Source organism: Bradyrhizobium genomosp. I (2014), assembly GCF_000261685.1.
Classification (GTDB): Bacteria; Pseudomonadota; Alphaproteobacteria; order Rhizobiales; family Xanthobacteraceae; genus Bradyrhizobium.
The window spans coordinates 1-11,886 of sequence record NZ_AJQE01000340.1; the positions used below are offsets into that span (position 1 = coordinate 1).

At 65.2% G+C, this 11,886-nt stretch carries 10 protein-coding genes; 4 read left to right on the forward strand and 6 right to left on the reverse strand.

Annotated elements, in window-relative coordinates; genetic code table 11:
* Positions 1 to 1,260 (forward strand): FAD-binding protein (locus tag IC50_RS30460; protein ID WP_035713757.1); only part of this gene is annotated, 1,260 nt, incomplete at its 5' end.
* A gap of 143 nt (positions 1,261 to 1,403) precedes the next feature.
* Here the strand turns inward: IC50_RS30460 and IC50_RS30465 are convergent.
* Positions 1,404 to 4,880, reverse strand: coding sequence for an indolepyruvate ferredoxin oxidoreductase family protein (locus tag IC50_RS30465; RefSeq protein ID WP_035713734.1), 3,477 nt, complete (start codon positions 4,878 to 4,880; stop codon positions 1,404 to 1,406).
* Between the two features lie 174 nt (positions 4,881 to 5,054).
* Between IC50_RS30465 and IC50_RS30470 the strand changes: the two genes are divergently transcribed.
* The 3 genes from IC50_RS30470 (at position 5,055) to IC50_RS30480 (ending at position 8,693) form a co-directional block, all read left to right on the forward strand.
* Positions 5,055 to 6,008 carry a hypothetical protein gene (locus IC50_RS30470; RefSeq protein WP_035713738.1) on the forward strand — a complete coding sequence of 318 codons (954 nt, stop codon included), beginning with the start codon at positions 5,055 to 5,057 and terminating at the stop codon, positions 6,006 to 6,008.
* A 305-nt stretch (positions 6,009 to 6,313) separates the two neighbouring features.
* On the forward strand, positions 6,314 to 7,012 hold the full coding sequence (locus IC50_RS30475) for a cysteine hydrolase family protein (RefSeq protein WP_035713742.1): 699 nt from the start codon (positions 6,314 to 6,316) through the stop codon (positions 7,010 to 7,012).
* A 10-nt stretch (positions 7,013 to 7,022) separates the two neighbouring features.
* Positions 7,023 to 8,693, forward strand: coding sequence for a hypothetical protein (locus IC50_RS30480; protein ID WP_035713746.1), 1,671 nt, complete (start codon positions 7,023 to 7,025; stop codon positions 8,691 to 8,693).
* Between the two features lie 53 nt (positions 8,694 to 8,746).
* Here IC50_RS30480 and soxA read toward each other — a convergent pair whose 3' ends face one another.
* From soxA to IC50_RS30505, 5 genes are all read right to left on the reverse strand, one after another.
* Positions 8,747 to 9,529: a sulfur oxidation c-type cytochrome SoxA gene (gene soxA, locus IC50_RS30485; protein ID WP_035713749.1), complete on the reverse strand. Its 783-nt coding sequence runs from the start codon at positions 9,527 to 9,529 to the stop codon at positions 8,747 to 8,749.
* A complete protein-coding gene (gene soxZ / locus IC50_RS30490) occupies positions 9,526 to 9,843 on the reverse strand; it encodes a thiosulfate oxidation carrier complex protein SoxZ (RefSeq protein ID WP_035713751.1) in 318 nt (105 codons plus the stop codon). The genes soxA and soxZ overlap by 4 nt, the downstream gene beginning before the upstream one ends.
* Positions 9,843 to 10,310, reverse strand: coding sequence for a SoxY-related AACIE arm protein (locus tag IC50_RS30495; protein WP_035713754.1), 468 nt, complete (start codon positions 10,308 to 10,310; stop codon positions 9,843 to 9,845). Before IC50_RS30495 ends, soxZ begins: the two co-directional genes overlap by 1 nt.
* Positions 10,311 to 10,314: 4 nt before the next feature.
* A complete protein-coding gene (soxX, locus tag IC50_RS30500) occupies positions 10,315 to 10,737 on the reverse strand; it encodes a sulfur oxidation c-type cytochrome SoxX (protein WP_244429681.1) in 423 nt (140 codons plus the stop codon).
* 214 nt (positions 10,738 to 10,951) lie between these two features.
* On the reverse strand, positions 10,952 to 11,886 hold a 935-nt coding region (locus tag IC50_RS30505), incomplete at its 5' end, for an NAD(P)/FAD-dependent oxidoreductase (RefSeq protein WP_035713762.1).

Genomic DNA, 11,886 nt, shown 5'->3' on the forward strand with positions numbered 1-11,886 from the left:
CCGCCGGAGTGCCCGCGGTTCGGCGGGATGATGGTCAACCGCCTCGACATTTCGCATCTAGGCCGGATCGGAACGTCGCTGCGCTCGACCTTGCGTGCGGCGCAGTTGTTTTCTTCGTATGCGTGGCAACGCTTGCGATCGCCGCACGGCACGATACTGCATCCCGGCAATGCGCTCGCCGCGCAGCTGTATGCCACGCTGCTGGCGCGGCGGGTCGAGATCCTCTTCAGCGCCGGTGTCGAGGACTTGTCGATGCGGGACGAGCATGTCGCCGGTGTGGTGATCCGCCACGGCGCCCGCGACCGCCTGATCGCGGCGCGCCGCGGCGTGGTGCTCGCGACTGGTGGCTTCTCGTACGATGCCAGCTTGCGCCAACGCTTCTTCCCGGCCGGGGCAGGCTTCATCTCAGCAGCCTGTGCGTCGGGTACGGGCGACGGGATTCGGCTCGCGATTGCGGCCGGTGCAGCGCTCAATACCGACGCGACGAGCGCCGCCTATTGGGTCCCGGTCTCGCTGTTCCGCCGCACCGATGGCAGCCGCGGCGTGTTCCCGCACATGGTGACCGACCGCGCCAAGCCCGGCGTGATCGCCGTCAATGCGGCCGGCAGGCGTTTCGTCAACGAGGCGCTGTCCTACCACGAGTTCGTGCTCGCAATGTTCCGCGATGGCAATGGTGAGCCGGATCTTCCATTTTACTTGATCTGCGACCGCGATTTCCTGTGGAGCTATGGCCTCGGCCGTATCAAGCCGTTCACACGCCGTGTCCGGCGCTATGTCGCAAGCGGCGAACTGATCCGGGCCCCTGACGTTGCACAGCTGGCGGCGAAGATCGGCATCAAGCCGTCTACGCTCTCGGCCACGATTGCGGCCTATAACGCCGATGCGAAGGAGGGGCGCGATCCCGAATTCGGTCGCGGCAGCACCACCTATCAGCGCCACCTCGGCGATGCCACACTCAGGCCCAATCCTTGCGTCGCGCCGATCGTCCGCGCGCCGTTCTTCGCGCTGCGCATCTATCCGGCGGATCTCGGCACAGCCATCGGCATGACGGTGGATGCGCAGGCGCGGGTGCTGCGCAAGGATGGCACGCCGATCGCGGGCCTCTATGCCTGCGGCAACGACATGGCCTCGATCATGAACGGCAATTGTCCGGGTCCGGGCATCACCCTCGGGCCGGCGCTGACGTTCGGGTACATCGCGGGGCGGCATCTTGCTGAGGGGAGCGTGGCGGCGTCGGGTGCCACGAAAGCATCTGCCTGACTGTCGTCTCCTCTGTCTCCACAATTTCCGTCATTGCGAGCGAAGCGAAGCAATCCAGGCTGTCTCTTCGGCGGGATTCTGGATTGCTTCGTCGCGCAAGGGCTCCTCGCAATGACGACGAGAAGCCTTCGCCCTTCTAACGGTTACTCCGCTGCTGCTGCAAAGCGGCTGTTTTCCAGCTCCGCTTCCAGCCGCGCCGTCTCGGCCGCCGCCAGCTTGATGTTGGCTTCCTTGACATGGCCGAAGCCGCGGATCGTTTCCGGCACACGCGCGAGCCGTGCGAGCAGCGGGATCTGCTCCGCCTTCAGCCCGGCGATCCGCTGATCGATCATGCCAAGATAATCCGCGATCAGCTTCCGCTCGGTCCGGCGCTCCTCGGTGCGGCCGAACGGATCGAACAGGCCGCCGCGCAGGAACTTGAGCTTTGCGAGAACGCGGAAGGCATGGATCATCCAGCCGCCGAATTCCTGTTTCTGGAGCCGACCCGTCACCTTGTCGCGCTGCGCGAAGATCGGCGGGGCGAGGTGGTACTTCAACGTGAAGTCCCCGTCGAACTTTTCCGACACCTTCCTGGCAAAGCTGCCGTCGGTGTAGAGTCGTGCGACCTCGTATTCGTCCTTGTAGGACATCAGCTTGAACAGGTTCTTCGCGATGGCCTCGGTCAGCTCCGTGGATGCGGGCGAGGCTGCGCTCTCCGCCTCACGTACCTTGGCAACGGCCGCAAGGTAACGATCGGCATACGCCCTGTCCTGATAGGCGGTCAAAAACTCCACGCGGGTCGCGATGATGTCGTCGAGCGACTTCGTCGGCGCGGACGCCCGGTTCTTGAACTGCAGCACGCTGCGCACCCACGACATGTCGTGGGCGGCGAGCCGCCCCCAGGTGAAGGCGAGCTTGTTCATCTCGATCGCGGCGCCGTTGATCTCGATGGCGCGGAGCAGGGCCTCCAGCGACAGCGGGATCGCGCCCTTCTGGAAAGCGAAGCCGAGCATGAAGGGGTTGGTCGCGATGCTGTCGCCCATCAGCGCCGCGGCAATGCCCCTGGCGTCGATGATGTCGAGGTTCTTGTCGCCGATGGCGTCGCGCAGCACGGTCTGCATCGTGCCCATCTCGAAGTCGAGATCGGGGTTTTGCACGAAGCTCGCGGTCGGCTGCAGGTCGGCGTTGATGTAGGCCTTGGTCACGCCGCGCTCGGCGCGGCTAAGCGCGGAGGGACCTGCCGAGACGATCATGTCGCAGCCGAGGATGACGTCGGCGCCGCCGGTGGTGATGCGGACCGCGGAGATGTCCTCCGGCCTCTGTGCGATGCGGACATGGCTCATCACGGCGCCGTTCTTCTGCGACAGGCCGGTGAAGTCGAGCGCCGAGCAGCCGCGGCCGTCGACATGGGCGGCCATGCCGAGCAGCGCGCCGATGGTAATGACACCGGTGCCGCCGATGCCGGTGACGAGGATGTTGTAGGGGCCGTCGAGCTCGCGCGCGGGCGGCAGCGGCAGATCGGCGAACAGCTGGCCGGAATCGACCGCCGAGGTCTTCATCCGCTTCAGCGTGCCGCCATGCACGGTGACGAAGCTCGGGCAGAAGCCCTCGACGCAGGAAAAGTCCTTGTTGCAGTTCGACTGGTCGATCTGGCGCTTGCGGCCGAACTCGGTCTCCAGCGGCTGCACCGAGACGCAGTTCGAGGCCTGCGAGCAGTCGCCGCAGCCTTCGCAGACCAGCTCGTTGATGAAGGCGCGCTTGGCGGGATCAGGATACAGCCCGCGCTTGCGGCGGCGGCGCTTCTCGGCGGCGCAGGTCTGGTCGTAGATGATGACGGTGAGGCCCTTGATGTCGCGCAGCTCGCGCTGCACGGCGTCGAGCTCGCGGCGGTGATGGACGGTCGCGCCCTGCGGGAAGTAATTCCCGGCAGGATACTTCGTGGGATCGTCCGAGACGATTGCGAGCCGCTTGACGCCTTCAGACCAGACCTGATGCGCGATCTGCGCGACGTTGAAGGCGCCTTCAGCCGGCTGGCCGCCGGTCATGGCGACGGCGTCGTTGTAGAGGATCTTGTAGGTAATGTTGATGCCCGCGGCCGATGCCGCTCGAAGCGCGAGAAGCCCGGAATGGGTGTAGGTGCCGTCGCCGAGGTTCTGGAAGATGTGCTTCTCGGTGGTGAAGGGCGACTGGCCGATCCAGTTCACGCCCTCGGCGCCCATATGCGAGATCAGATCGGTGCGGCGGGTCGGCATGCTCAGGGCCATGCCGTGACAGCCGATGCCGGCCATGGCGCGGCTTCCTTCGGGCACGCGCGTCGAGGTGTTGTGCGGGCAGCCCGAGCAGAAGAACGGCGTGCGCGCGAGCTTGATCGGCGCGCTGGTGGTGACGGGGTGGTCGAACGCCTCGAGCCGGGCAAGGCGCTGTTCCAGAACCGGGCTGTGATGGCCGAGCTTGCGCAGGCGAGCGACGAGCGCGGACGCGACGATGGTCGGCGTCAGTTCGCCCTCGCTCGGCAGCAGCGGCGCGCCGCGCTCGTCGCGCTTGCCCGTGACGGTCGGGCGCCGGGACGCATCGATATTGTAGAGGATGCGCATCAGCTGGTCTTCGATGAAGCCGCGCTTCTCCTCGACCACCAGTACATCTTGAAGACCTTCGGCGAAACGCCTGGCGCCGCTTTCCTCCAGCGGCCAGGTCAGCGCGACCTTGTAGATGCGAAGGCCGAGATCCTGCGCGTCCTTGTCGGTGATCCCGAGGTCAGCGAGCGCCTGCCGCAGATCGAGATAGGCCTTGCCGGTCGCAACGATGCCGAGCCGCGCCGGCCTGGAATCGAGCACGATGCGGTCGAGCTGGTTGGCGCGGGCAAAGGCCTGCACCGCTTCCATCTTCGGGCCGAACAGGCGCTTCTCGGCTTCGAGCGGTGGATCGGGCCAGCGGATGTTGAGGCCGCCGGGCGGCATCTCGAAGTCGTCGGGCAGCCTGATCTGGATACGTTCAGGATCGCTATAGATCGACGCGGAGCTCTCGACGGTCTCGCTGATCGCCTTGAAGCCGACCCAGCAGCCGGAGAAACGCGACAGCGCAAAGCCATAGAGGCCGAGGTCGAGATAGTCCTGCAGCGTTGCCGGATTGATCACGGGGATCAGCGCCGCCGCGAACACCTGCTCGCTCTGATGCGCCAAGGTCGAGGACTGGCAGCCATGGTCGTCGCCGGCGAGCGCCAGCACGCCGCCATTGAGCGAAGTGCCGGCCGCGTTGGCATGCTTGAGCGCATCGACCGAGCGATCGACACCGGGGCCCTTGCCATACCAGATGCCGAACACGCCATCGACCTTGGCGCCGGGAAACAGGCCAACCTGCTGGCTGCCCCACACGGCGGTTGCAGCCAAGTCCTCGTTCAGGCCGGGCACGAAGGCGATGTCGTGCTGCTGGAGGTACGACTTCGCCCGCCACAGCGCGTGGTCGTACATGCCGAGCGGGGAACCACGATAGCCCGAGATAAAGCCGCCGGTGTTGAGCCCCTGGAGCCGGTCGCGTTCGCGCTGCAACATGGGCAGGCGGACCAGAGCCTGGGTGCCGGACAGGAAGATCCGCTTCGATTCGAGCCGGTATTTATCGTCCAGCTCGACCTGCATCAGCGTCATTTCGGGAGTCCTTGTCTTTCGTTCGGCTTGAATACGGCTTGGGGTTTGCGCTGCGGGAGGGATTGCGGCTGCGCGACGCGAATTGTGACAGTCAAAAGCATGGGCCGGCGAAGTCAATATCGCTGGCCGCATCCGTGGCGGTCCTGCTAGTCATGGCTGATTGTGGAGAACATCATGGCCGCAAACGCATTCGATACCGAGATCACGGAGACGGCCGAAGCGCTGATCGGGCCGTGGCGCCAGCCGCGGCAGATGCTGCAAGCGCAGACCTACGACGCGCACGCCTCGATCCACGACGACGCAACCGCCCAGAAGCTCGGCTTCAAGGGCGGCACCATCGAAGGGCCGACCCATTTCAGCCAGTTCGCGCCGCTCGGCGAACGGCTCTGGGGACGTGCCTGGTTCGAGACGGGCTGCCTGTCCGCGCATTATCGCAGTGTCTGCTACGAAGGTGAGGAGGTGCAGGCGATCCTGTCGAAGCCATTGCCCGGCACGAGCCAGTGCCGAATTCAGATGGTCAAGCGCGACGGCACCGAGGTGCTGCGCGGCACGGCCTCGGTCGGCGATGCGTCGGTTGCGACCGCGCTCGAGGCGCGCCTCGGCGAGCTCAAGCCGCTCACGGATCCCGTGATCTTGCGCGATGTGAAGGTGGCGCAGACCGGCAAGCGTCAGGCGGTGCGCATGGCGTTCGACCAGAACATGGGCGACCTTTATCCGTTTTCCCTTCGACAGAAGCTCGCCGTCATCACCGAGAACTCGCCCTATTATTCGGGCGCGGACAATCCGTGGGGCAAGCCCTTCATCCCGATGGAGATGCTGAGCGTGCTGTTCCAGTACCGCTCCAAGGACGATCCGCTGCCGGCCAAGGGGCCGGCCGTCGGCCTGTTTGCCGATCAGGAGATCAGGCTTGTGAAGGGCCCGCTCTTCGTCGACGAGGAGTACGAAGTCGAGCGCGAGGTCGTCGCGCTCTCCGGCAGCCGCCGCACCGAAAGCGCCTGGGTGAAGACACGTGTGTTCGACAAGGCGGGCACGATGGTCGCGACCATGTTGCTGAATATGGCGACGCTGAAGGACTCTTACGCGCCGTACGAGGAAGAGTATCGGCGGCTGTATGGGGCAGGGCGGTAGTCTCCTCGTCATTCCGGGGCGCGCTCAGCGCGAGCCCGGAATCCATTTTACCGCGGACTTTGGCGCCCGATGGATTCCGGGCTCGACGCTTCGCGCCACCCGGAATGACCAGTGGAGAGCGCTCAACCTCTAGGCAAATGCACGTCGCAAAGCCGTCGCTCAGGGAATAAGCAGAAATCGATCGCCGGCGTAACATTCTGACTATACAACGGATTTCCTCGTCACCCGCACCCCACTGCAATTGTACACAATGGCACGGCGCTTGCAGAACTCCTGGCCAAGAGAGTTCTTGCGGGGCCTGCGTCATGTTGAACTCAGCCAAGCCGACAAAGGGCGTCATCGGCGCAGAGCCCGAGCCGATCAAGCTCGACTGGCCCGCCACCGCGCTTCTCATCATCGACATGCAGCGCGACTTCATGGAGCCCGGCGGCTTCGGCGAAACGCTCGGCAACGACGTCAGCCAGCTTGCACGCGCGGTGAAGCCGATCGGCGCGGTGCTGACGGCGGCGCGCGACACCGGCATGCTGGTCATCCACACGCGCGAGGGACATCTGCCCGATCTCTCCGACGCGCCGCCGGCGAAGGTCGAACGCGGCGCGCCGAGCCTTCGCATCGGCGATCCCGGTCCGATGGGGCGCATTCTCATTCGCGGTGAGGCCGGCCACGACATCATTCCCGAGCTCTATCCGCTCGACAGCGAAATCGTGATCGACAAGCCGGGCAAGGGCGCCTTCTACGCCACCGAGCTCGGCGACGTCCTCGAGAAGTACGGCATCGAGAACCTGCTGGTGTGCGGCGTCACGACGGAAGTGTGCGTCAACACCACCGTGCGCGAGGCCAATGACCGCGGCTATCGCTGCGTCGTCATCTCCGACGGCTGCGCATCCTACTTCCCCGAATTTCACGAGATGGGCCTGAAGATGATCAAGGCCCAGGGCGGCATTTTCGGCTGGGTTGCGAACTCAGCCGCAGTCCTGGAGGCGATGAAGGTTTCGACCACATAGGGGTAACATCATGAGCACATTGACGCGCACGGCGGCCGGCAAATCTGAGATCAATACGTCCGGGTTCAAGCCGGCGCTATGGACATCGGGCGACTGGAACGCTTTCTTCGGCTTCGGCACCAACATCCTCGTCAACATGCTGGTGCTCACGGGCCTCTTGCGCTTCGTGCTGAAGATGCCGGACAGTCTGGTGTTCGGCCGCATCCTGCCCGCCCTCGGGCTGATGATGTGCCTGTCCACCTTCTATTATGCGTACCTCGCCTACCGGCTTGCGCAGAAGACCGGCCGCAACGATGTCTGCGCGCTGCCCTCGGGCGTCAGCGTGCCGCACATGTTCATCGTCACCTTCGTGATCATGCTGCCGATCACGCTGAAGACCGGTGATCCGCTCAAGGGCTGGTCCGCAGGCCTCGTCTGGGTGTTCTTCCAGAGCTTCATCCTCATGATCGGCGGCTTCATTGCGCCCTTCATCCGCAAGATCACGCCGCGCGCGGCGCTGCTCGGCACGCTTGCCGGCGTCTCCGTCACCTTCATCTCGATGCGGCCCGCACTTGAAATGTACATGACGCCGCAGATCGGGCTGGTCTGCTTCGCCATCATCCTGGTGAGCTGGTTCGGCGGCGTGAAATACTGGCGCGGGATTCCCGCAGGTCTCGTCGCCATTGCCGCCGGCATGATCATCGCCTGGGGCTCGAACCTGTTCGGGCTCGGCCTTGGCGGCTTGAGCCTCAAGGGCGTCGGCGCTGCGTTTGCCAATTTCGGCTTCTCGGTGCCGATCCCGGCGGTCGGGTATGTTTTTTCCGGCTTCGAATTCCTCGGCATCATCCTGGTCACCGCCATCCCGTTCGGCATCTATGACCTCGTCGAGGCCATGGACAATGTCGAGAGCGCCGAGGCTGCCGGCGACGAATATCCGACCACGCGCGTGCTGACCGCCGACGGCGTCGTCAGCCTGATCGGCTGCCTGATGGGCAATCCCTTCATCAACGCCGTCTACATCGGCCATCCCGGCTGGAAGGCGATGGGCGGCCGGATCGGTTACTCGGCAGCGACTGGCATCATGGTGGTCGTGCTGGCCTGGTTCGGCATCATCTCGGTCCTGCTGGCACTCGTGCCCGTCGTCGCGATCTCGCCGATCCTGCTCTACATCGGCATGCTGATCGGCGCGCAGGCGTTCCAGACCACGCCGGTGAAGCATGCGCCCGCGATCGTGCTGGCGCTGACCCCACATCTTGCCGCCTGGGCCAAGCTACAGATCGACACCATGCTGGGCTCGACAATGATGGCGGCAACCAGCGTCGGCGGGCTCGCCGCCGACAAGGCCGACGCGGTCAAGGCTGCCGCCATCGCCGCGCTGCCGCAGCAGGGCGTGTTCTATCACGGATTGGAGGTGATGGGCGGCGGCTCCATCCTCGGCGGTCTGATCCTCGGCGCGATCGGCGTCTTCATCATCGAGCGCGATTTCGAGAAGGCATCAGGCTTTGCTCTGGTCGGTGCCGTGCTCACCTATTTCGGCTTCATGCACGGCGAAGCCGTCGGCATCGGCGGCGGCTTGGGCGTCACGCCCGCAGTGGCGTTCGCCTACGCCGTGATGGCAGCCGGCCTGTTCGCGGCCAGCAAGCTCGGCGCCAGCGAACACTATGCCGCGCATCCGGAAATGTCGGCCGCTCCGGCGGAGTAGGCGCGGCTTTCAATTCGGCGGACCGGCCGGGCAATGGCCCGGCCGCTCCTGTTTCAGGGACGTACGGCCGGCGTCTCCATCGGCAGGCCGTGCGCCCGCGACATCAGATAGAGCTCGAGCGCGACCAGCTCGGGCGAACCGTAGTCATAGGCCTGGGCGCGAACTCCGGTCATGCAGCTGCGCAGCCGGCGCTCAAGGGATCCCAGCGTCTGCCATTCCAGCCGGTAGAGCGGATAGCCGGTCGGCTGTCCTTGCGTGATCGGCGCCCCGGCCAGGCGCTTGTCGAAATTGTCGTCGTGGCAGTTGGTGCAGGCGAGGTTGAGCTGCCCCTCGCGCTGCATGTACAGCGCGCGGCCCTGCTCGACAAAGGGCTTGGCTTGCGGATCGTCACCGGCCGTGATCGGGGTGCCGCGCGACTGGTGGGCGGTGAAGGCGGACAATGCCAGCAGATCGCGGCTCTCGTAGGGCAGCGGTGTTGCCTGCTGATGATTGGCCCGGCAGAGATTGATGCGCTGGTCGAGCGTGACGGGACGGCCGAGCGCATTGTCGAAGGCCGGGTAGCGTGCGGCAACGCCCTTCATGCTGCTGCGCGCATCGCCATGACAATCGACACAGGCTTTGTCGGCGCTGCCGGTCTTCTTCGCCCACAGCGCCTCGCCATCGAGCACGAACAGCATTCCCGGATTGGAGGTGTCGTCGTCCTGCATCGCCCGTGTGTCGGGCCCCATGAAGGAATAGCCGGACCGGCGCGCATCGGGCGCGATTTCGCCGGCGAGCAGGGCCGGGGCCGCCGCAACCAACAATGTCGCCGCCGCCATCGCGCGCCAAGACATCATTCGACCGTGATCGATGCCGATGCGGTGGACGAATAGCCATTGTCGCCGATCCATTCGAACTCGAACTTGCCGCTTTCCCTGGCGACCGTAAAGAACGACAAATATGGGTTCGCCGCGATCGCCGGAAACAGGTCGGCGCGAAAAATTTCGATGCCGTTGTAACGACAGGCAAAGCTCGTGATGATGTCGCGCGGCACCAGCTTGCCGTCGGCGGTGTGGCGGAAGCCGGTCTCCATGATGTGCGAGGTCAGCGTGCGGATCTCGATGATCTCGCCGCGTTTGGCCTTTGCCGGGACGTTGATGAGGGCGGCCATCAGTTCATCTCCTCGGTGCAGGCGGCCAGAGTCACGACGACGTCGGCGGCAACCTGCCAGAACGTGTCGTCGGAGAGACGCGCGATTGCGACCACCTTCTGGGTGTCGGCGAGCCGAATCCGGGTCGAGACCTCGGCCCGGCCGGAGGAGGGGCCGAGATGGAAGTTGCCGATATTCGGCTGCGGGTTCTTCTCGTTGAAGACGTGGATGCTCTTGACGTGGTCGTCCGCCGTCATCGGGCTGGCGACGCTCACCGTCATCGGCACCGTGTTGCCGTTCTCGACCAGCGGCGGAATGTCGAGCTTGACCTTGCCGTTACGAATCTGGGCTTCACCGACGACGTTGCGGATCGCGGTGTTGAGCATCGCCGGTGTTGCCTCGATCGGCCGCAGCGTGACGATCGGCATCGTGCCGGCGACTGTCACGCCTCCGGCGAGCCTCAGGAATTGTCGTCGCGTGGTTGGCATGAACCTAGTCCCGAAGCGTTGCAAGAAAGGCCACGATGTCCTCGATCTCCGCAGCCGACAGGATCGGCTTGCCGGCGAAATTGCGTCCGACGCGAACGAGGCCGTCGGTGCGGTAATAGGACGGCATGATGGTCTCCGGGTTGAAGCGCGAGGCATCGACCAGCCGAAGCCGCAACTGGCTCGCCGACCACCGGTTCCCGGCGCCTGTGAGATCGGGCGCGAGGTCGCCCTGGAACCGGGTTTCCGGAAATGGGCCGGAATGGCAGAGGATGCAGGTCGTTGTGCGCGCGAGCACCAGCGCGCGTCCGCGCGCGGCATCGCCGGGGGAGCCTGTGAGCGAGGCTGGAATGCCGTCGCCGACGATGTTGTAGGGCAGGAGTTCTTCGGCTCTCGCGCCGGCGGCAAGTGCAAGGTTTAGCGTGATCACCGCAGCGACAATCGATGGAATGTGTGACGAGATATCGAGCCGCGCACTCCTCTTACCTCTCCCGCTTGTGGGAGAGCTCGCCGCGCAGCGGCGGGTGAGGGTTCTTTCCTCTTGGGGGTTCTCGATTGTGGGGACACCCTCTCCCCAACCCTCCCCGGCAGGCGGGTGAGGGGGCGCACTGGGGTCATGGCGGCAGGCCCGTTCCATCATTGCTCTAGCCAAAAGTGTCCGCCGTGATGGTCTCAAACCAGCGCTGGGCCTCGGCGGCTTCGCGGGCGCGCAGCTCGGGCGGCGCGTCGACCGGGCTGGTCGCGCCGCCCTCGACCTCGGCGAAGATGTCGCCCCTAGGCTGGTAGTTGGCGGCGAGCGAGAAGCCGTAACCGGGCGCGACGATGTTGTAGCAGACCCCTGTGAGCCGTGGCGTCTCCGGCGCGCGGCCCGCGAGCAGGTTGACGATCGCGCCAGCGCAGGCCTTGCCCTGCGCGCTTGCAGCGGCGGCCGATTTTGGAATCCCGCCGCCGAGGCAGGCATCGCCGATGACGTGGATGTTCTTGACGAGCTTCGACTCGAAGGTCACGGGATCGATCGGACACCAGCCGGTCGCATCCGCAGCGCCCGCGATCCCGGCAATGCGCCCCGCGCGCTGCGGCGGAATGACATTGGCGACATCAGGGGTGTAGTTGCCGAACTCCGTGACGATGGTTCTCGTCGCGTGATCGACCGAGGTGACGCGGCCGCCCTGCGACAGTGCGATGCGCTCGATCATGTCGCCGTAGAGCTCCTTCCACGCTTTTTCAAATAGTCGCTGCTGGGAGAAAGTGTCCTTGGCGTCGAGGATCAGAACTTTCGAACGCGGCTTCTTCGTCTTCAGGTAATGCGCGATCAGGCCGGCGCGCTCGTAAGGCGCCGGCGGGCAACGTGAGGGATTGGCCGGGATTGCAATGGCGACGGTGCCGCTATCGGGCATCGCTTCGAGTTGCCTGCGCAGCAAAAGCGTTTGCGCGCCGGCCTTCCAAGCGTGCGGCATCGTCTCCGATGCGGCCTCGTCGTAGCCGGGCAGGGCTTCGAGATGGAAGTCGATGCCGGGCGAGAGCACGAGCCGGTCATAGCCAACCGCGGTGCCATCGCCCGTGGTCACACGACGCTTTT

Bases quoted from the DNA above. Each gene is read 5' to 3' on its own strand.
- IC50_RS30465 (WP_035713734.1), bottom strand. From the start codon at position 4,880: ATGACGCTGATGCAGGTCGAGCTGGACGATAAATACCGGCTCGAATCG.
- IC50_RS30470 (WP_035713738.1), top strand. From the start codon at position 5,055: ATGGCCGCAAACGCATTCGATACCGAGATCACGGAGACGGCCGAAGCG.
- IC50_RS30475 (WP_035713742.1), top strand. From the start codon at position 6,314: ATGTTGAACTCAGCCAAGCCGACAAAGGGCGTCATCGGCGCAGAGCCC.
- IC50_RS30480 (WP_035713746.1), top strand. From the start codon at position 7,023: ATGAGCACATTGACGCGCACGGCGGCCGGCAAATCTGAGATCAATACG.
- soxA (WP_035713749.1), bottom strand. From the start codon at position 9,529: ATGATGTCTTGGCGCGCGATGGCGGCGGCGACATTGTTGGTTGCGGCG.
- soxZ (WP_035713751.1), bottom strand. From the start codon at position 9,843: ATGGCCGCCCTCATCAACGTCCCGGCAAAGGCCAAACGCGGCGAGATC.
- IC50_RS30495 (WP_035713754.1), bottom strand. From the start codon at position 10,310: ATGCCAACCACGCGACGACAATTCCTGAGGCTCGCCGGAGGCGTGACA.